General features: G+C 62.9%; 19 protein-coding genes. 7 read left to right on the top strand and 12 right to left on the bottom strand.

Features of this window, described 5'->3' with window-relative positions; genetic code table 11:
- Nucleotides 1-12 precede the first annotated feature (12 nt).
- The 6 genes from HDG33_RS34580 to HDG33_RS34555 all read right to left on the bottom strand — a co-directional run bounded on the left by HDG33_RS34580 (nucleotide 13) and on the right by HDG33_RS34555 (nucleotide 5,900).
- A complete protein-coding gene (locus HDG33_RS34580; RefSeq protein ID WP_184040233.1) occupies nucleotides 13-780 on the bottom strand; it encodes an SDR family oxidoreductase in 768 nt (255 codons plus the stop codon).
- A 43-nt stretch (nucleotides 781-823) separates the two neighbouring features.
- Nucleotides 824-2,137, bottom strand: a complete 1,314-nt coding sequence (gene hisD, locus HDG33_RS34575) for a histidinol dehydrogenase (protein ID WP_184040230.1) — start codon at nucleotides 2,135-2,137, stop codon at nucleotides 824-826.
- A gap of 100 nt (nucleotides 2,138-2,237) precedes the next feature.
- Nucleotides 2,238-3,296 carry an ABC transporter substrate-binding protein gene (locus HDG33_RS34570; RefSeq protein WP_184040227.1) on the bottom strand — a complete coding sequence of 353 codons (1,059 nt, stop codon included), beginning with the start codon at nucleotides 3,294-3,296 and terminating at the stop codon, nucleotides 2,238-2,240.
- A gap of 65 nt (nucleotides 3,297-3,361) precedes the next feature.
- Nucleotides 3,362-4,168 carry an ABC transporter ATP-binding protein gene (locus tag HDG33_RS34565; RefSeq protein ID WP_018422900.1) on the bottom strand — a complete coding sequence of 269 codons (807 nt, stop codon included), beginning with the start codon at nucleotides 4,166-4,168 and terminating at the stop codon, nucleotides 3,362-3,364.
- A 44-nt stretch (nucleotides 4,169-4,212) separates the two neighbouring features.
- Nucleotides 4,213-5,121 (bottom strand): ABC transporter permease, encoded by a 909-nt coding sequence (locus tag HDG33_RS34560; protein WP_184040225.1) that lies wholly within the window; start codon nucleotides 5,119-5,121, stop codon nucleotides 4,213-4,215.
- Nucleotides 5,118-5,900, bottom strand: a complete 783-nt coding sequence (locus HDG33_RS34555; protein WP_184040222.1) for an ABC transporter permease — start codon at nucleotides 5,898-5,900, stop codon at nucleotides 5,118-5,120. Before HDG33_RS34555 ends, HDG33_RS34560 begins: the two co-directional genes overlap by 4 nt.
- 197 nt (nucleotides 5,901-6,097) lie before the next feature.
- On the opposite strand from HDG33_RS34555, the gene HDG33_RS34550 reads away from it, so the two are divergent.
- Nucleotides 6,098-7,144 carry a substrate-binding domain-containing protein gene (locus HDG33_RS34550; RefSeq protein ID WP_184040219.1) on the top strand — a complete coding sequence of 349 codons (1,047 nt, stop codon included), beginning with the start codon at nucleotides 6,098-6,100 and terminating at the stop codon, nucleotides 7,142-7,144.
- A gap of 33 nt (nucleotides 7,145-7,177) precedes the next feature.
- On the opposite strand, the gene HDG33_RS34545 is transcribed toward HDG33_RS34550, so the two are convergent.
- The 5 genes from HDG33_RS34545 to HDG33_RS34525 all read right to left on the bottom strand — a co-directional run bounded on the left by HDG33_RS34545 (nucleotide 7,178) and on the right by HDG33_RS34525 (nucleotide 12,271).
- Complete coding sequence (locus HDG33_RS34545) at nucleotides 7,178-8,179, bottom strand: Ldh family oxidoreductase (protein ID WP_184040216.1); 1,002 nt, start codon at nucleotides 8,177-8,179, stop codon at nucleotides 7,178-7,180.
- Entirely contained in the window at nucleotides 8,176-9,177 is a 1,002-nt protein-coding gene (locus HDG33_RS34540; protein WP_184040213.1) for a hydroxyacid dehydrogenase, read from the bottom strand. The genes HDG33_RS34545 and HDG33_RS34540 overlap by 4 nt, the downstream gene beginning before the upstream one ends.
- Nucleotides 9,174-10,508, bottom strand: a complete 1,335-nt coding sequence (dctA, locus tag HDG33_RS34535; RefSeq protein ID WP_184040210.1) for a C4-dicarboxylate transporter DctA — start codon at nucleotides 10,506-10,508, stop codon at nucleotides 9,174-9,176. Before dctA ends, HDG33_RS34540 begins: the two co-directional genes overlap by 4 nt.
- 234 nt (nucleotides 10,509-10,742) lie before the next feature.
- A complete protein-coding gene (locus HDG33_RS34530) occupies nucleotides 10,743-11,918 on the bottom strand; it encodes a UxaA family hydrolase (protein ID WP_018422893.1) in 1,176 nt (391 codons plus the stop codon).
- Nucleotides 11,919-12,001: 83 nt separating this feature from the next.
- The gene (locus tag HDG33_RS34525) at nucleotides 12,002-12,271 is read right to left on the bottom strand and encodes a UxaA family hydrolase (protein WP_244144807.1); all 270 of its coding nucleotides are present in this window, start codon (nucleotides 12,269-12,271) and stop codon (nucleotides 12,002-12,004) included.
- A 254-nt stretch (nucleotides 12,272-12,525) separates the two neighbouring features.
- On the opposite strand from HDG33_RS34525, the gene HDG33_RS34520 reads away from it, so the two are divergent.
- From HDG33_RS34520 to HDG33_RS34495, 6 genes are all read left to right on the top strand, one after another.
- On the top strand, nucleotides 12,526-13,311 hold the full coding sequence (locus HDG33_RS34520) for a GntR family transcriptional regulator (protein ID WP_184040204.1): 786 nt from the start codon (nucleotides 12,526-12,528) through the stop codon (nucleotides 13,309-13,311).
- A 477-nt stretch (nucleotides 13,312-13,788) separates the two neighbouring features.
- On the top strand, nucleotides 13,789-14,808 hold the full coding sequence (locus HDG33_RS34515) for an ABC transporter substrate-binding protein (RefSeq protein WP_184040201.1): 1,020 nt from the start codon (nucleotides 13,789-13,791) through the stop codon (nucleotides 14,806-14,808).
- A 2-nt stretch (nucleotides 14,809-14,810) separates the two neighbouring features.
- Nucleotides 14,811-15,620, top strand: coding sequence for an ABC transporter ATP-binding protein (locus HDG33_RS34510; RefSeq protein ID WP_260330686.1), 810 nt, complete (start codon nucleotides 14,811-14,813; stop codon nucleotides 15,618-15,620).
- Nucleotides 15,613-16,533, top strand: coding sequence for an ABC transporter permease (locus tag HDG33_RS34505; RefSeq protein WP_184040199.1), 921 nt, complete (start codon nucleotides 15,613-15,615; stop codon nucleotides 16,531-16,533). The genes HDG33_RS34510 and HDG33_RS34505 overlap by 8 nt, the downstream gene beginning before the upstream one ends.
- Nucleotides 16,534-16,561: 28 nt before the next feature.
- Complete coding sequence (locus tag HDG33_RS34500) at nucleotides 16,562-17,314, top strand: sulfite exporter TauE/SafE family protein (protein ID WP_018422887.1); 753 nt, start codon at nucleotides 16,562-16,564, stop codon at nucleotides 17,312-17,314.
- A 34-nt stretch (nucleotides 17,315-17,348) separates the two neighbouring features.
- Nucleotides 17,349-18,257, top strand: a complete 909-nt coding sequence (locus tag HDG33_RS34495) for a LysR substrate-binding domain-containing protein (RefSeq protein ID WP_184040197.1) — start codon at nucleotides 17,349-17,351, stop codon at nucleotides 18,255-18,257.
- On the opposite strand, the gene HDG33_RS34490 is transcribed toward HDG33_RS34495, so the two are convergent.
- Nucleotides 18,197-19,948, bottom strand: a complete 1,752-nt coding sequence (locus tag HDG33_RS34490) for an L-aspartate oxidase (protein WP_184040195.1) — start codon at nucleotides 19,946-19,948, stop codon at nucleotides 18,197-18,199. The genes HDG33_RS34495 and HDG33_RS34490 overlap by 61 nt on opposite strands.
- Nucleotides 19,949-19,962: the final 14 nt, after the last annotated feature.

Here is a 19,962-nt window from a genome sequence, read left to right as displayed (position 1 = left end):
TTGCGTGACCGCCTAGCGCGCGGTGTACCCGCCGTCGACCATGATGGTCTGGCCCGTGACGTACGCGGACGCGTCACTCGCAAGAAACACCGTGACGCCATACAGATCGTCGAGTTGTCCATTGCGTCCGATGCACGTGTTCTGCGCGTGCATGTCCGCGACGCGCGCGTCGTTGAAAACGGGAGCCGTCAGCGCAGTGGGGAAAAAGCCCGGCCCAATCGCGTTGCACGTGATGCCGTAGCGTGACCACGCCTGCGCGATAGCACGCGTCAATTGCACGACACCGCCCTTCGCCGCGCCGTATGGCGCGCTATCGTTGAATGCACGGTATGACTGCAGCGACGCGATGTTGATGATGCGACCATGTCCGCGCGCCTTCATCGAGGGTGCGAGCGCCTGCGTCATGAAGAACGGCGCGCCAAGATGCAGTGCGAGCTGCTGTTGCCACGCTTGCGGCGTCACTTCATCGAATGGTTGACGCAGATTGACGCCCGCCGCGTTGACGAGAATGTCAATCCGGCCGTGCTGTGCCGCTGCATCGAGCGCGCAGGCGCGCGCCGCATGCGCGTCGCTGAGATCGCACGCCTGCATGTGCGCATCAATACCGTCATCCCGCAGCCGCATTGCCGCTTCGTCGAGCGCATCACTTCGCCGCGCCACCAGCACGACGCACGCACCCGCCCCGCCCAACGCGCGCGCCATCGCTTCGCCGACGCCCGAGTTGCCGCCGGTCACGAGCGCGGTTCTGCCATTCAGGTCGAATAGTCGAGCGATATTCAACGGTGTCCTCCTTCGTCGTACCGATTGCACATGCCGATGGCGTTCATACCTGTACCGGTTCGCCACGCACGAATGCTTCGTCGGGAAAGTACTTCTTCAAGCGGTCGTCAGCGGTACGGGCGTGGGCTTCCATGCCTTCGAGCCGCGAGATACGCGCCGTCACTTCGCCAATGCGCTTCGCCGCATCGCGCGTCATGCGCTGCCACGTCAGCGTCTTCACGAACTTGTGCACCGAGAGCCCCCCTGAATAGCGCGCTGCGCCCTTGGTGGGCAGAACGTGATTCGGACCGCTCGCCTTGTCGCCGAATGCGACCGTCGTTTCTTCGCCGAGAAAGAGCGAGCCGTAGCACGTCAGATGTTCGAGCCACCAGTCCAGATCGGCAGCCTGCACTTCGAGGTGTTCCGATGCATAGCGGTCAGACACGTCCACCACTTCCTCTCGCGTGTCGCACAGGATCACTTCGCCGTAGTCGCGCCACGCGGCGCCTGCGGCATCGTGTGCGGTCGGCGGCAACGCATCGATGAGTTGCGGAACCCGCTCAATGACCTCGTCGGCGAGCGCCTTCGACGTCGTGAACAACCATGCCGGCGACTCGTGGCCATGCTCGGCCTGGCCGACCAGATCGCTCGCGACCATCGCCGGGTCGGCACTGGCGTCGGCGATCACCGCAACTTCCGACGGCCCCGCGAAGACGTCGATCCCAACCTTGCCAAAGAGCGCGCGCTTCGCCTCCGCGACGAACTTGTTGCCCGGCCCCACCACGACGTCCGCCTGCTTGCCGGTAAAAAGCCCATACGCCATCGACGCAATCGCCTGCACGCCTCCCAGCGTCATCACGACATCGGCGCCTGCCGCCTTGAACGCATACAGCACATACGGATGGATGCCGCCTCCGCGAAACGGGCTCGAACAGGCAATCACCGTCTTCACGCCCGCTGCCTTGGCAGTCGCAACGCCCATGTATGCCGACGCGATATGCGCGTACCTGCCAGCAGGCGCATAACAGCCGACCACGTTGACGGGCACCACTTTTTGCCCTGCCGTCACGCCTGGATACAGTTCGACCGAGAAATCCCCAATCGAGCGCCGCTGGGCGAGCGCGAAGTCGAATACCTGTTGCGCGGCGAAATCGATATCGGCCTTCACGTGCGCGGGCACTTCGAGCGCACGCCGTTCGATCTCATCGGCGCAGACGATGATCGGACCGTCCCAGTTATCGAGTTTCTTCGCATACGCACGCGCGGCGTCTTCGCCATGCGCCTGAATCTGCGCAAGCATTTCACCGACGACCTGTTGCGCCGTCGCGGTCTCGGTTTCCGGCGTCTTGGCTGCTTTCTTCAGGTAAGTCACGCTCATCGCCTTCTCCTTCATCGAAGTTAACAATAATGCAAGCGCTTGCAGCGAGGGGCTTTTAAAAGGCCACACCGTGGCCTTTTTGCGCGATCGCGACCGCGCGTTATTTGCTGCCGTCCATTGCGAACGCCGCGAGTTTAGGGTCGCCCAACACACGCTTCATCGCGCTGTCGTCGATATAGTCTTTTGCTTCGGGGACGGACGCGAGCGCGCCCGATGCATGCATGAACTGCGCGATCTTCGTGAACGAATCGTCGGCCTGCGATACGCCTTTCGTGCGGTCCATCGCGGCGAGTTGCTGCTTCAGGTCGAAGGTCGGGCGCGTAGCGAATTCCTTGCGCATCGAATCGTCGCTGATGTTGACGCCGCCCTCCTGGTAAAACTTCTTCATCATCGCGACGGCCTGGTCAGGGTGCGCCCTCATCCACGCCCATGCATGCAGATAGACGGCGAGAAATTTTGCCACCTGATCGGGATGCTGCTTCTCGAATTCGCCACGCGTGACGAGCGCGCCGGGCACCGATGCGCCGCCGTCCTTACCGGAGCACAACACGCGCGCGCCCGCCTTCTCTTCGAGCGTATAGTCATACGGCGCCCACACGCCCGCGTAATCAGCATTGCCCGACGACACAGCGGAAATGATCTCGGCCTGGCCCATGTTCTTGAGCGTCACATCAGCCTTCGTCAGCCCATACTTTTTCAGGCATGCCTGTACCGCGTAATCACCCGTCGAGTTGGACGTCAACACGATGGTTTGGCCTTTCAGCGACGCCGGATTGCGGCGCACCGCGTCATAACGCGCCTTGCTCGCCATCAGAACGTTGCCCTGCGATTCGTCGTTTGTCAGGCCGATCACCTGAATGCCGAAGCGCTTGTAGCCGAGCACCGCCGGCACGGAACCCGTGCCGCCCACGTCCCAGGATTTCGACGCCGCCGCCGCCATCTGCGGCACGCCTGCGGGAAACACCGAAAACTCGGGCTTCAATCCGACCTCTGCCCACCACCCTTTTTCGGTTGCGACATAGAACGGCAACGCCCAATACAGCGCGGGCTGATAGCTGACCCTGATCAGTGTGAGATCGGCGGACCACACCGTGCCCGGCAACGCCGCACTGCCCGCGCAGAGCAACGCGATGAAAGGGATCGCACGCAGACGTTTCATGTTGGTCTCCTGTTTTATGGGGTATTGCGCTCAGCCGTTGGAACCGGTGGCAGTTTTATGCAGTTTCATGCAGCGACACGTTCGACAGCGCCGTGTTCGTCGCGCAACGACTTCCAGATATGCGTGCGCAACCGGACGAACGATTCGAGATCCATCACGTCTTCGATCCGCTTGCACGCGTCCCAGCCATGCTGCTCGCGCACGGACTTCACATCGATCACTTCTTTCACGCGCCCCGGCCGGCCCGTCATCACGACGACGCGATCCGCGAGATACACCGACTCTTCGACCGCGTGCGTGATGAACAGCACCGTGCGCGGATTCACGCGCGTGAGCCGCACAAGTTCTTCCTGCATGACGACCCGGGTTTGGGCATCGAGCGCGCCGAACGGCTCGTCCATCAGCAGCACGCCGGGGTCGAGCGCATACGCGCGCGCGATCGCGACGCGCTGCTGCATGCCGCCCGATAGTTGATGCGGATACGCCTGCTCGTAGCCGCGCAGATTCATCAGCGACAGATAGCGTTCGATCGTTTCGCGTCTTGCGTCGGCGGCCATGCCCTTCGCGCGCAAGCCGAGATCGATGTTGTCCCACACGGTCTTCCACGGGAACAGCGCGAACTGCTGAAAGACGACCGCGCGATCGGGTCCTGGCCGTGTCACCTTGCGGCCCGCCACCGTCACGCTGCCCGAAGTCGGAAACTCGAGACCCGCGACCATCCGTAGACACGTCGTCTTGCCACAGCCCGACGGCCCGACGATCGCAACGAATTCCTTGTCGGCGATTTCCAGTTCGACGTGTTCCAGCGCGACGACGCTCGCCTTGTCGCGCCTGAACATGCGGGATACATCATTGAAACGAATCATGCTCATCGTGCGCTCCGTCACGGTTGAGAGAGTGAAGCCCCCCACGGGTGCTAGTGCCGGGCCACGCGCCGGTTGCGCATCGCGTACGCTTCGATGCGTCCAAGCAGCAGGTCGATTGCCGCGCCCACCATACCGATTGCGATCATCGCGCTCATCACCGTCGCAGTGTCGATTGCCGCTTGTCCCTTGACCATCATGTAGCCAATGCCGCTCGACGCGACGATCAGTTCGGCGCCAACCAGCGACATCCAGCCCAGTCCCGCCGCGACGCGCACACCTGCGATCACCGACGGCAACGCGCCTGGCAGCAGCACTTCGCAGACGATCATCCGGTTCGACGCGCCGAGCATGCGCGCCGCTTCGAGCAGCCTGCCGTCGACCTGCTGCGCACCGCGATAAGCATTGACGACGCACGGCGGAAACGCACCCGCAAAAATGATCAGCACCGGGCCACCGATGCCCGTGCCGAACCACAACGCGGCAAACGGCACCCATGCAATCGGCGCGATGAAACGCACGGTTTCGAAGAGCGGCGTCACGCAGTAGTCGAGCCAGCGGAACCAGCCCATCATCAGACCGAGCGGCACACCCAGCGCGACGGCCAGCAAAAAGCCCATCAGATAGCGCTGCAAGCTCGACCATAGATGCACTTCGAGCGTGTAACCGACAAACGGATGCGTGAGCAGATCGGCAAACTTGTGAACGACTGCAAGCGGCGTCGGTAGAAAGATCGCGGGGACGAGTTCTGCTGCCGATGCCAGCCACCAGATGCCGAAGAATGCGATCAGCCCCGCGGCATTCAGCGTCCAGAGCGGCACGTTGCGTTGAGCCACAGCACGCCCAGGCTCGCTGACCATCTTGCGCTGGCGCAACGTGCGTGCCGCACTGCCGGACTCGCGATTGACGCCGACGGGCTCGATGTCAGGATGCGCGACACCGCGCAGATGACCCGGTTTCATCTGTTCGCTCTCCAAGGCATGAGTTGCCGTTCGATTTGCCCAAGCGCGACCGTCATCAAGCATCCACACAGCGCGACCGTCAGCATCGCAACGACGATCATCGCCGGATAGATGTCGAGCGAGCCTTGCGTCAGCAGATGCCCGAGACCTTTGACCGCACCGATCAGTTCGCCCGCCACGAGCGTCGTCCATGAGGCCTGCAATGAGAGGCGCAAGCCTGTGAAAATCATCGGCAGCGCGCCGGGAATCATCACTTCCAGCACGAAGCGCGAACGCCGCAAACCCAGCATCTCGGCGGCTTCGAGCATCGGCACGTCGAGATTGCGCACGCCCGCGAAACTGTTGATCACGCATGGCACGAACGCCGCGAACCAGATCACCATCACCTTCGCGGAGTCGCCGAGTCCAAGCCAGACGATCGCGAGCGGAATCCACGCGAGCGGCGGAATGGGTCGCAACAGCAGAAAGATCGGGTTGAAGAACGCTTGCGCACGCGGCGAGTAGCCCATCCATAGGCCGAGCGGCACGCCCGTCACCGCCGCCGTCGCGAAGCCGTATAGAACGAGCTTCACGCTCTGCACGATGTGCTGGTCGAGACGGCCGTCGGCATAACCGTCCGTCACCACCTGGGCAAGCGCCTGCCAGGTATCGAACGGAGTGGGGAATCTCGATGCTGCGACGATGCCCGTGAGAGCCGTCAGCACGTACCACGCGGCGAGCGTTGCTGCGAGCGTGCCGATGCTGCACAGGAAGCGCGGTGAACGCAATGCGGGGAACACATTGTCTCCTGCCTGTTCAGCGGCGTGAAATACAACGCGCCGCGCAATGAAATGTAACCGCTTGCATTTGAATATAGACGCTATGATCACGGGTCACATCGGGATTTATACCGATTCGAATGATGTTGTACTGTCGTTCGCTTGCAATCGGGCACTACAATCAATTGAGCCTATCCAAACCTGTCTGATCTGCCGCAATGAATACCTTGCCACGCGCCCGTATCAGCGATGTCGCCACACTCGCCGGCGTCTCGACGGCAACTGTGTCGCGCGCTCTCTCCAACCCCGACATGGTGAAAGCGGACACGCGCGCGCGCATCCGTGATGCGATCGCCACGCTGGGATATGTGCCCGACGGCGCGGCGCGCGCGCTTGCGCTGGGCCGTGCGCGAATGGTCGGCGCAATCGTGCCGACGCTCGACAACGCGATCTTCGCGCGTGCGGTGCAAGGCTTGCAAACCACACTGTCGAATTCCGGCTATCAGTTGCTGATCTCCGCGCACGAGTACAACCTGTCCGCGGAAATCGAAGTCGTGCGCGCGCTGCTGGAACGTGCTGTCGACGCAATCGTTCTGGTCGGCACCGACCATGCGCCGCAAACCTATGAACTGATTCGCGCGAGCCACGTCGCGCTGCTGCTGACCTGGTCGCACGCCGAGCGCCCCAGCGCAGCCGGCAGCGGCGACGCAGATACACCGCCGTCGATTGGCTTCGACAACCAGTTGATCGGGCAACTGGCCGCTGAACATCTGCTCGAACTCGGTCATCGCCGCTTCGGCGTGATCTCGGGCTTCACGCGCCATAACGACCGCGCGCGTCAGCGGATCGAAGGCTTCCGGCGAACCCTTGCACAGCACGATATCCGTCTGCCTGATGCGAACATCATCGAACAGCCATTCGGCTTCGAAGGCGGACGCGCCGGGCTCAAGCTACTGACGCAATTGCGCCCTGCTCCAACCGCCATTTTCTGCGGCAATGACGTGCTCGCGTTGGGTTGCCTGTTCGAAGCGCAATCGGCCGGTATCGCCGTGCCGCAGCAGTTATCGATTGTCGGTTGCGACAATCTGCCCATCGTCTCGCAGATCACACCAGGTCTCACTACCGTGCTGTTGCCCACTTACGAACTCGGCGAACGCGTCGCGCGGGCACTGCTGCGCTGGCTCTCGGACGGCGTGCCGCCGCAGCGCGAGTGTCTGCCGATCGAACTGATCGTGCGTGGCACGAGCGGTCCGGCGCCCGCGTGAAGTGCGCCTGGTTCCTTTCGGCGCATTCGCGCATCACGCGACCAAGGTCTGCAACTGGGTGAGCAACGCATCGGGAATCTCGATTCCATCGCGGCTTGCCGCGTCGGCCAACGCACGCCGCCGTTGCCCTGGCAAACGGACATCCGCATCCTGCAACATCGCCGCGACAAGCGCCTCGACCCGTTCTACGTACATCTCATTGCCCGCCAGCGCGCCCGGATCGATGGCCCAGAACAGATGGCCGATCCGCGAGCGTGCCCCCTCCTCAGTCAGGAACGATCCCGCTTCATAGCCGAAGTTCGCGCCCGCCAGCGCCGCCGCCAGCAGTTCGACCATCAGCGCGAGCATCGCGCCTTTCGCGCCGCCGAACGGCAGCATCATGCCGTCGAGCGCCGCCTTGGCGTCGGTGGTCGGCGTGCCGTCACGGGCGGTCGCCCAGCCGGACGGTATGGGCTTGCCATCGCGCGCCGCAACCATGATCTTGCCGCGCGCCACTTGCGACAGCGACAGGTCGACTATCAATGCGTCGCCATTGCGGCGCGGAAACACGGCGGCAATGGGATTGGTGCCGAATAGCGCATGACGCCCGCCCCACGCGGGCATCGCCGCCGGGGAATTGCTGAACGCAAGGCCCACCATGCCCGCCGCGCCGATCGCCTCCAGGTGATATGCGCCGACGCCGAAATGATGGCTGCGGGTCACGCTCGCCACTGCGCTGCCGTGTTCGCGCGCACGGCCGATCAAGGTCTCGACAGCAAGCGCGCAGGCGGGAAACGCCATGCCATCGGCGGCATCGACGAGCACGGCGGCGTTGCGCGTCGCAACAATGGAGGGCTTCGCCTGCGGATCGACGCGCCCGTTGCGCAACTGCGCGACGTACATCGGCAAACGCGAAACACCGTGCGACGACAACCCGCACGAGTCCGCATACACCAACGCGCGGGCCGTGGCCGTCGCGGTCTCCGGCGTTGCGCCCGCGTTGCGGACGGCGCGCGTCGCGAGTTCGAGCAGTTCGTCGGCTGAGACTCGCGTCATCGTGAAATTCCTTCGGTCACGTGTGAATCACGCTGCGCAAGCAGGGCCTCCGACACGCGCGCCGCAACGAGCGTGCTGACACGTTCGTTCGACTGCATGGTCAGCCCCGCAATGTGCGGCGTGAGAATGAGGTTTGGTGCGTCGGCCAGCGGGGAACGGGCGGCGAGCGGCTCATCGTTGAAAACGTCGAGCGCCGCGCCGCCAATGCGGCCTTCGCGCAACGCCAAGGCAAGCGCCGCTTCATCGACGATCCCGCCGCGCGACGTGTTGACGATAATCGCGTGGCGCTTCAGCGCCGCGAGTTGCGATGCGCCGAGCAGATTGCGCGTGCTGTCGACGAGCGGCACATGCAGCGTGATCACATCGGCGGCACGCAACGCTTCGTCGATGCTCACGCGGCGTGCGCCGGTCGCGGCCCAGCACGCCGCGTCGGCCGGCTGCAGCGGATCGTAGGCGAGCACCTGCATGTCCAGCGCGCGCGCGAGCTGCGCAACGAGTTGCCCGATGCCGCCGAAGCCGATTACGGCAAGCGTGCTACCCGCCGCTTCGCGGCCATTCGAAAGCGCCGCGCGCGGCCATTTGCCCGCCGCGACCTCCATGCTCGAACGGTATGCACCGCGCAGCAGCATCAGTGCCGTGGCGAGCACGTACTCGGCCACCGCGCGTGCATTCGCACCCGTCGCCGGGAACACCGATACGTTGCGTTGCGCGCATGCGTCCAGATCGATGTTGTCGAGCCCGACGCCCAGACGCCCGACCACGCTCAGACGCGGCGCGGCATCGAGCAGCGCGGCCCTTACCTGCGTGCGATTGCGCACGATCAGCGCGTCGGCATCGGCCAGCAACGCGTTCAACGCAACGGGTTGATCGACAAGCGACGCATCCGCATGCACGTCGAAGCGCTCGCTGAGCGCTGCGACTGCGCAAGCGTCGATGAATTCGCTGATGACGATCTTCTTGCGCGTCGCGCGCCGATTCGTATTCAGGTTCGTGCTCAATTCGAGCGCTCCTGTACATACGCGGGCGGCGCCATGTCGTTGACATCGCTTGCGTTCGCTTGCGGCTCGCCGCGTTGAACTTCCGGCGGCGCGGCCAGCAGTTTGCGCGCGGCCTGCACATCGAATGCGCCTTCCCAGCGGGCGACGACAATCGTCGCCACCGCATTGCCGATCATGTTCACGATCGCGCGAATCTCGTTGAGCACGCGATCGATACCGAGTATCAGCGTAATGCCCGCAACCGGAATGATGTTGTGCGTCGACAGTGTCGCCGTCAGTGCGACCAGCGCCGCACCCGCCACGCCCGCGCCGCCCTTTGACGTCACCATCAATATCGCCAGCAGCCCGATCTGTTGCAGTAGCGTGAGATGGGTATTGGTGGCCTGCGCGATGAAGAGCGAGGTCATCGTCAGATAGATCGCGGCGCCGTCGAGGTTGAACGAATAGCCCGTCGGCAGCACGAGCCCGACTACCGGCTTCGGACACCCAAGCCGTTCGAGCTTTTCCATCAAACGAGGCAACACCGATTCCGTTGTAGACGTGCCCAATACGATCAGCAGTTCCTCACGCAGATACTTGAGCAGCGGCCACAACCCCACGCCCGCCCAGCGGCAGATCGTGCCCAGCACCAGGGCGATGAAGAGAATGCTCGTCAGATAGAAGCACACGATCAACAGACCGAGTTGCTGCAACGTCGAAATGCCATATTTTCCGACTGTGAACGCCATCGCGCCGAACGCGCCAAGGGGCGCCAGGCGCATGATCATTTCGACGATCCGCATCAGCGCTTCGCCGCTCTGTTCGATCACGCGCGACAGGAAGCGGCTGCGCCGCGACATGATCGATAGCGCGATGCCGAACAACACCGAGAACAGCAACACCTGCAACAGATCGCCCCGCGCGAACGCGCCCACGACCGAATTCGGCACGATCTCTTCGAGGAAGCTGGTGTTCGACTGCGCGTGAACTTCCGTCACGTAATGGCTGACTGCATGCGTATCGAGCGTCTTCGGATCGATGTTCAGCCCGGAGCCGGGGTGCAGCAGATTGGCGACGACAAGGCCGATGACGAGCGCCACCGTCGTCACCGCTTCGAAGTACACGATGGTTTTGAGGCCGACGCGCCCGACCTGCTTGAGATTCTCCATCCGCGCGATGCCGACGGAGACGGTACAGAAGATCACCAGCGTGATCAGCATCTTGATGAGCCGGATAAAGGTATCACCGAACGGCTTCATCTGGACGCCGAGATCCGGCCAGAAATAACCGACGAGAATGCCTGCCGCAAGTCCGATCAGAACCTGCACGTAAAGATGTTTTAGCACGCGCAAGATGGTGTCTCCTCCACTCGCTGCTGCTGGAAAATGGAACAGCGCCGTGTGGCGCGTGCCGGGCTTCCTGGGCCCGAGACGTCACGCGTGCGCGCGCTGCTGCGAAAACTCCATTGAACATTGAATACAGGGGATCCGAAGCTGACGCGAAGCTAACTGTCATCGCAGCCGCCTGCGCGATCAGGATTCATGCGCTATGCAGCGCGGCCCGTCGCGAGGACGGGCCCGGAGAAATTACGCGCTTTCGAACAGGCGCGTCAACACGAACTCGCGGTGGCCCAGCGCTTCCGCCGACGTAAAGCGCCCATTCGCGGTGCGCAGCATCGATTCCAGCAGTTTGTCGCCAGCCTGATCGAGATTCTGTTCGCGCTGCAATAGTCCCGACACATCCACGTCGATATGCTCGCTCATCGTGCGCACCGTACGCGGGTTCGCGCAAATCTTGATGACAGGCACGATCGGATTGCCGATCACGTTCCCCTGCCCGGTCGGGAAGAAATGCACGGCAAAGCCCGACGCGGCGCACAGCGTCACCATCTCGGCCGCGGCTGACGACGAATCCATGAACCACAAGCCCGGCCCCGTCGGCTCCTCGGCCTTGTCGAGCACGCCGTCGACTCTGCACTTCTTGCCGATCTTCTGGATATTGCCCAGCGCTTTTTCTTCGATGGTCGTCAGGCCGCCCGCGATGTTGCCTTTGGTCGGCTGCGACTCCGACAGATCGTCGGTCTTCCAGCGGTTGATCATGTCCTGATAGCGGTCGAACATGAACTGGAAGCGCTCGCGCACCTGGTCGTTCGCGCAACGCGCGGCAACGATCTGCTCGCCGCCCGTGAGTTCGGACGTCTCGCCGAAGACGAGCGTCGTGCCCAACCCGTAGAGCTTGTCGAACGCATTGCCGACAGTCGGGTTCGCGCCGCAGCCGGACGTGGTATCGGATTCGCCACACTTCGTGGATACCCACAGGTCCGAAATCGGGCATTCTTCGCGATCGAGAGACGTGGCGTACTGCACCATCTCTTTCGCGGTTTTCGACGCACGCATGATCGTATCGTGATCGCCATGCAGTTCGATGCCGAAGCCCATCACCGGCTTGCCTGACTTCGCAATGCCGTCTACGACGCGCTTGGTCCAGCCTTCCTCGATCCCGATCACGACGACCGCCGCGACATTCGGGTTGCAGCCGGCGCCGATCAGCGTGCGGAAATGCAGATCGAGGTCGGCGCCGAACTGCAGGCGGCCGTATGGATGCGGTAGCGCCATCGTGCCTTTGATGGCCGTTTCGACGGCCAGCGCGGCGGCGTTCGACAAATCGTCGACGGGCAGGATGATCACATGGTTACGCACGCCGACGCGTCCATTGGAACGGCGAAACCCGCGGAAAGTGGTGTTCTGGTCAATCACGCTCATGGTGGCTCTCTTCGATCTGGCTCTGTTGAGTGGGGAAGCTCGCTCGCAATGTCGATGCACGAGCTGGTCGATCCTCGCGCCGGCTACCAGCGCTTCGTCTTGATGTTGTGAACATGCGCATGTTCGCCCGCGCGGATCGGCGCAACGACCTTGCCGATGTCCACGCCGTACTTGAACACCGTGTCGCCGACCGCCATGTCTTTCAGCGCCACCTTGTGACCGATCGGAATGTTCTGTTTCGCCGAGATCGTCACGACCTCGTCGTCGTCCATGATCCACGCGTTCAACTGGGTCCCCGCCTTGATGCCTTCGACAACCGCCACACCGACGGTGTCTTTCGCTTCGTGCAGCACGATATGAATCGTTTTGCGGTCTGACGAAAGGCTGGCGGAAGATCCTTCACCGGATTGTTGCGGTGCACCTGCTGCGGTGTGGCTCATCAGTTGTCTCCAGTCTGTTGGTACGGTTTGGTTCGCCTGCGTGAACCCATCTTAGGCGGCACATTTGCATATGTCAACCAGATCATCTATATGTGTTTGATGAACCGTATGAAGTAGAATCAATTGAAAGACAGCAGCAATGAAGATGCAACGACAGGATGAGATCGATGAATACGTTGACGACGGGTATCAACCTACCGAACGGTGCGGCCACCACGCCGGCAATCGGCGGCACGCGCTACAAGGAAGTGAAGAATGCGATGCTGGCCGCGCTGGCCGCGCACGAATGGAAGGGCGGCGAGACGATTCCTTCGGAAAAGCGGCTGGCCGAACGCTTCGGCGTATCGATCGGCACGCTGCGCAAGGCAATCGACGAACTGGTGGCCGACAACATTCTGGTGCGGCATCAGGGGCTCGGTACTTTCGTCGCGCAACACCAGCGTGACCGTCATTTCTTCCGCTTCTTCCGCATCGTGCGCCAGGACGGCGACAAGACCTACCCGACCGTAACGCTCGTGCAGTTCAGGAAGGCCAAGGCTACGCGCGATATCGCGACGCTGCTGAAAGTCGAAACCGGCGCGCGCGTGTTCACGTTCATCAACCGTCTGGCGCTGCATGGCGAAACGGTGATGATCGACAACATCACCGTACCCGAGGCGCGTTTTCCGGGCCTGACGGAAGCCGCGCTGCGCAGCCGGCCGAGCACGCTGTACAACTTCTATCAGGACGCGTTCAACATCAACGTGCTCGGCACCGAGGAACGCGTGCGCGTCGCGGTAGCCAATGAACTCGAAAGCAAACTGCTGGAAGTGCCGCACGGCACGCCGCTTCTTGAAGTGCGGCGCGTCGCGTATTCGTATCATCAGGCGCCCGTCGAAGTGCGGATCTCGCATGCGAACACCGCACGCTACGAATACGTCGGTGCTTCGGCATCGCACGAAGAGCCGCTCTGACAAGGCCAGAAGCCAAGCGCGGTGCGCAGCGCCAAAAGCCGCCGGCCGCGCGCCGCACATGTCACGTTTTCCCGCATTTGCAATCAACAGCACGATCACCTACACTCGCTACTCATACAGATGAGTTAAATCACACGGCGCTGAATTCGCTGAATGCCACAGTCACCGAAGCAAGGCATTTCACGCGCGATCCGGTTGCCCACAACACACCATCTGTGAACCTGATTCCGGCCGCGTCGCGCAAACCGTTTTGTCGCGAGCAGGCCGGCAACAAGGAGACACTCACGATGCGTACCCCGCCTCATCGTCATCCCGCTCATGTCCTTCATGTCGCGCCTTGCCGCGTGACGCATGCGTTGCGCCGGCCGCAGCCACGCGAGACCGAATAAGCACACGCAGCCCCCACCCATCCGGTTGATCCGGTGTCGCATTTCAACAGACTGGCCGTGCCGTTCCTGTCGCAAGGAGTGTCCAGCAATGAGCCTTCGTAAAGTTGCCGTATTTCTCTCAACGCTGCTCGCTCTCGGCGCAGCTCTCACCAGTGCGCCCGCCCGCGCCGAACTGTCGGAGATCCGGATCGCGCGCCAATACGGCGTCAGCTATTTGCCGCTGATGCTGATGCAGGATCAGAAGCTGCTCGAAAAGCACGCCGCGCAACTGGGCGTGCCGAATCTGAAAGTGTCATGGGTCGAATTCGCGGGCGGCAACGTGATGAACGACGCGCTGCTGTCCGATTCGTTGCAGATCGCGTCAGGCGGCGTCGCGCCGCTCGTGCTGCTGTGGGCGCGTACGCGCGGCACGCCCGTCGAGGTCAAGGCGCTGTCGGCGATCAATTCGATGCCGCTGCTGTTGAACACCAACAATCCGACGGTGAAAACGTTGAAAGACTTCACCGGCAAGGACAAGATCGCCCTGCCCGCAGCGAAGGTGTCGATCCAGGCAATCACATTGCAAATGGCCGCGGAAAAGGCCTTCGGCGCCGGCAACCAGGGGCAGCTCGATAAATACACTGTCTCGCTGGCTCATCCCGATGCGCAGCAGGCGCTGCTGTCGGGCAATAGCGAAGTGACCGCGCATTTCGGCTCGCCGCCGTTTCAGGAACAGGAATTGGCCCACCCTGGCGTGCGCACCGTTGTGAATTCGTATGACGTTCTGGGCGGCAAGTCGACATTCAATCTGGTCTGGTGCATGACGAAGTTCTACCAACAGAATCCGAAACTCGTGCAAGCCTTCATGGCCGCGCTCGACGATGCCGAAGCGCAGATCGCCAGGGACAAGCACGCGGCCGCACTCGCCTACCTGCGCATCAGCAAGGACAAGAGCAATGTCGCCGACATCGAAAAGATGATTTCGTCGCCCGACGTCGCCTTCACGACCACGCCCGAAAACACGGTCAAATACGCGGATTTCATGGCACGCACGGGCCTGATCAAGACCAAACCCGCCTCGTGGAAGGACATGTTCTTTCCGACCGCCCAATCGCTTCAAGGGAGTTGATCATGCATCGCACGCGTGCCGGAGCCACCCGCGCCACATCCTCGCCGAGCGGCATGCCGTTACTGGATGTCGCCGGCGTAACGCTGCAATACAAGACGCCGCGGCATCTCGTGATGGCAACCTATCGCGTCGACTTTCAGGTATTCGAAGGCGACCGTTTCGTTTTGCTTGGGCCATCGGGTTGCGGGAAGTCAACGTTGCTCAAGAGCGTCGGCGGCTATCTGCTGCCGACGGAAGGGTCGATCACGCTGAAGGGCAAGACGGTGACGAAGCCGGGCCCCGACCGGATGATGGTCTTTCAGGAATTCGACCAGTTGCTGCCGTGGAAGACGGTCAGGCAGAACGTGATGTTTCCGCTGCTCGCTTCGCACCGACTGTCGGCGCGCGAAGCGCAACAGCGCGCGATGCATTACATCGACAAGGTCAACCTCACGAAATTCTCGGACAGCCATCCGCATACGTTATCGGGCGGCATGAAGCAGCGCGTGGCGATTGCGCGCGGCATGGCGATGGAACCGGACATCCTGCTGATGGACGAGCCGTTCGCCGCACTCGATGCGCTCACGCGCCGCAAGATGCAGGACGAACTGCTGACGCTATGGCAGGAAACGCGCTTCACCGTGCTATTCGTCACGCATTCGATTCCGGAAGCGATCAAGGTCGGCAGCCGGATTCTGTTGCTGTCGCCGCACCCGGGACAGGTCAAGGCAGAACTCGATACGGCGGCGGCAGGTGAATCCGCTGCCACGCTCGAAAAACGCATCCAGCACATGCTGTTCGAAGACGAAATCCACGAGGCAGAGAATGTCTGACGCTACCGCACACGGTTCCGCATCCGTCCATCCGCCCCGTGACGACATGATCACGCGCGCGCCGCGCGGCGAGATCATTCGCGAACCCAGCGATGCACAGCATTTCAGCGTCGTCGAAAAGCCGCTGTCGCCGTTCGAGCGCCTGTACAACCAGAGCTGGCTGCGCAAGTTCCTGATCCTCGCGCTGCTCGCGCTGGTCTGGGAAGGCTACGGACGCTGGCTCAACAATCCGTTGCTGTTTCCCACTTTCAGCGCGACCGTCGACGCGTTTTGCACGAGCATCGCAAACGGCGAACTGCCCGGCAAGGCATGGGCGTCGATCCACGTATTGCTGCTCGGCTACGGCTGCGGTCTGCTGCTGGCCGCGTTGCTGACGGCCGCCGCGATCACCTCGCGCATCGGCACGGACTTTCTCGAAACGATGACGTCGATGCTCAACCCGCTGCCCGCCATCGCGCTGCTGCCGCTCGCGCTGATCTGGTTCGGGCTCGGCAACGGCAGCCTGATCTTCGTGCTCGTGCATTCGGTGACATGGTCGGTCGCGTTGAATACGCACTCGGGCTTTCTGTCGGTGAGCAACACGCTGAAAATGGTCGGGCGCAACTATGGGTTGCGCGGCGGGCGCTACGTCGCCGCGATTCTGGTGCCCGCTGCGTTCCCGAGCATTCTGACCGGTCTGAAGATCGGCTGGGCCTTCGCGTGGCGCACGCTGATCGCGGCGGAACTCGTGTTCGGCGTGAGTTCGGGTTCCGGCGGCCTCGGCTGGTTCATCTACGAAAACAAGAACCTGCTCGACATCGCGAACGTGTTCGCGGGTCTGTTCACGGTGATTCTGATTGGCCTCGCCGTCGAAAACCTGATCTTCCGCGTACTCGAACGCCATACCGTGCAACGCTGGGGCATGCAGTCGTGAAGCATGGCGTGCACGCACGGGAGGCTCGTTGCTAAGCGCCGACATCGCGCTGCTGGTGATTGGAGGCAGCGCGGTCGCCGGCTTCGTGTCGGGGCTGGCGGGATTTGCGTTCGGTCTCGTCGCGATGGTGTTCTGGGCATGGGCGCTGCCGCCGCAAGCGATCGGGCCGATGCTCGTGGTCGGCTCGCTGGTCGGACAGATGCTAACCGTGCATACGGTACGTTCGCAGATACGGCCGAAGATCATCGGTCCGTTCATCGCAGGAGGCATTGTCGGCGTGCCGATCGGCGCCACGCTGCTGCCGTTCATCGATCCCGTCGGCTTTCGGATCGGCGCCGGTCTGCTGATGATCGTCTATTGCGGCGTGATGCTCGCCGCGAAAGATCTGCCGACGGTGACGGCAGGCGGTGCCTGGGCGGACGGCGGCGTCGGTGTGGTCGGCGGCATTCTGGGCGGCATTGCGGGGCTCGTCGGTCCGGCACCGACCATATGGTGCATGCTGCGCGGTCACAACAAAGATACGCAGCGCGCGATCTGCCAAAGCTTTTTCATCGCGATGCAATCGCTGACGCTCGTCACGTATGCACTGACGGGCCTGATCGGCAAGCAGACGCTAGTACTCTTCGCCTGGATGCTGCCGTCGTCGCTGCTGTTTGCGTGGCTCGGCTCACGGCTTTATCGGCGTCTGTCGGACACCGCGTTTCGGCGGGTGCTGCTTGCGCTGCTGTTCGCTTCGGGCGTGGCGCTGCTGGGCTCATCGCTTGTTCACGCGATAAAGTAATGCCGATGCGGCAACGTCAAGCGGAGTGAGCGTCATGAGTGCGATTCGCTATTTCGTCACGTTTCTGTCCGTCGCGCGCCACGGCTCGTTCGCCGCAGCCGCCGACGAAGTGTGTCTCACGCAGGCCGCCGTGAGCCTGCAGATGCGTTCACTGGAACGCGATCTCGACATGGTGCTGTTCGAACGGAGCGCACGCTCGGTCGCATTGAGCGAACAGGGACGCACGATCATGCCGCTCGCCGAAACGCTGGTCGCCAACTATCGGCGGATTCTGGCCACGGCGGGCCGCGACGAACTGGCGGGCGTCGTGCGGGTCGGCGCGCTGGTGTCGTCGCTGATGGGCGCGTTCGCCGATGCGATGCTGAATCTGAAACGCCGCTACCCGCGCCTCGAACTGAAGCTTTTCACGGGCCTGTCGAGTGACTTCACGCTACGCGTGGAGAACGGAGAACTCGACGCCGCCATCGTCACGCAGTCGCCCACCGGCTTTCCCGCCGCGTTGAAGTGGACGGTGCTGTATCACGAGCCGATGGTGCTGATCTCGTCGGCTGACAATCCGCGCGCGCACGTCGACACGCTGCTGCGTGAGCCGTTCATCCGTTTCGACCGGCAGACGTGGACAGGCATGCTGATCGACGACGCGCTGCGCGGCCTCGACGCTTGCGTGCACGACATCATGGAGCTGAACTCGCTCGAATCGATCTGCGAAATGGTGAAGCGCGGTTTCGGCGTTTCGGTAGTGCCGCGCCTCGCGAATGCGAACTGGAATCACGAATCAGGGCTGCGCGTGACCGAGTTGCCCGAGCGGATCGCGCCGCGCCGCGTCGGCCTGCTGGAACGACGTGAACACGGACGCGAAGCGTTCACGGCCGCCGTGAAGCGTCACTTCACGACGGCGGCCGACGTTTCCGCCAGTGGCAATGATTCGTCGAGCAGCGACTGACCAGGCTTCACGCGCGTGAACTGCACGCGCCGGCGGCTGGTTTCGAAGGCGTTCTGCTGCAGCCGCAGGCATACATACTCGGATGTGTCCAGATCTCCGGCGTCGGGAAAGTCTTCGCGGAAATGCGCGCCGCGCGAATTCTCGCGCAGCAACGCCGACTCGGTGATCGCGCGGCTCACGAGCGTCAGGTTGTGCAGGTTCATCCAGTCGTGCCACGACAGGTTGAAGCGCAGATCGCGTCCATCGACACCCGTGCGCTCCAGCCGTTCGCCGATGTCGATCAACGCGCTTCTCGCGCGCAGCAAGCCCTGCCCGTCGCGCAGGATGCCGACGTCGCGCCACATCAACTCGTACAGGTCGTCGCGTATCGATTCGAGATCGCCCGCAGGCTGGCCGAGCGGCCGCGTGCAACGTTCGATGGCGCGCTCGATCTGACTGGCATCGGCGGTGGCGAGGCGCCCATGGCGCGGCACCCAGCGCGCGAGCGTCTCACCCGCAATGCCGCCGAACACCGTCGAATTCGCGACGCCGTTGCCGCCCAGCCGGTTCGCGCCGTGCACGCCGCCCGCATCCTCGCCCGCGACGAAGAGGCCCGGCAGCGTCGTCGAACAGTCGGTCTCGAACATCACGCCGCCCATCATGTAGTGCGCGGTCGGCACCACTTCGACCTGGCCGGCCGCCAGATCGAAGCCGCAATCCGCGCAGCGTTCGACCATGCCCTTGAAACGCTGGCGCACGCTGTCGGGCCCGAGATGATCCATGCGCAGATAGACGCCGCCGTTCGGCGTCGTGTTGCCCGCGCGCAGTTCACGGAAAATGCTGCGCGAGACGATGTCGCGCGTCGCGCGCTCGCCGCGCGGATCGTAGCGGTGCATAAAGCGCTCGCCGTCGCCCGTCAGCAGATAGCCGCCCGCGCCGCGCAGCCCTTCTTCGAGCACGGTGCCCGTCATGCGCGTATGAGTGCCCGCCAGCAAGCCCGTCGGGTGGAACTGCACCATCTCCATGTCGCGCAACGTGAGGCCGGCACGCAGCGCCATCGCCATGCCGTCGCAACTCTTGTCTGCGCTCGGCGTGTGGTACTTGTACATCGTGGGGCCGCCGCCCGTCGCGAGCAGCACGGCCTTCGCGCGCACGAAGACGAATTCGCCGCTGCGAATGTCGATCATCAGCACGCCGGCCAGTGCGCTGCCGTCTTCGGACTCGATGAATTCCACCGCGCGATGTTCTTCGAGCCGCTCGATCCCGCGCGCCCACACCTGTTCGGCAAGCCGGTTGATGATCTCGATGCCAGTCTGATCGCCCTTGTGCACCGTGCGGTCGAAGGTTTGCCCGGCGAATGCCTTCTGCTTCAGCGTGCCGTCCGGGTTGCGGTCGAAGAAGCAGCCCAGTTCGTTTTCGAGTTCGTTTATCCGCTCGACCGCGCGTGTCACCAGCGTCCACGCGAGTTCCTGGTTCGACAGCCATTTGCCGCCTTCGATCGTATCCATGAAGTGACGTTCGATCGAATCGCCCTGTGCTAGCGCGACGTTATAGCCGCCCTGCACCATGCGCGTACAGCCGCATTTGCCGAGCAATCCTTTCACGGCGATCGTGATGCGCAACTGCGGCGCGTCGGCCTGCGCATGCAACGCGGCAAACAGGCCCGCGCCGCCGCTGCCGAGAATCAGGATGTCGGTATCCACGTGCTTCATGGTCGGTTCCCGTG

Source organism: Paraburkholderia sp. Cpub6 (assembly GCF_014201065.1).
In the GTDB taxonomy this organism is placed as follows: domain Bacteria; phylum Pseudomonadota; class Gammaproteobacteria; order Burkholderiales; family Burkholderiaceae; genus Paraburkholderia; species Paraburkholderia tuberum.
The sequence above is the reverse complement of the archived record's forward strand: the minus strand, read 5'-3'. Positions and strand labels throughout refer to the sequence as shown.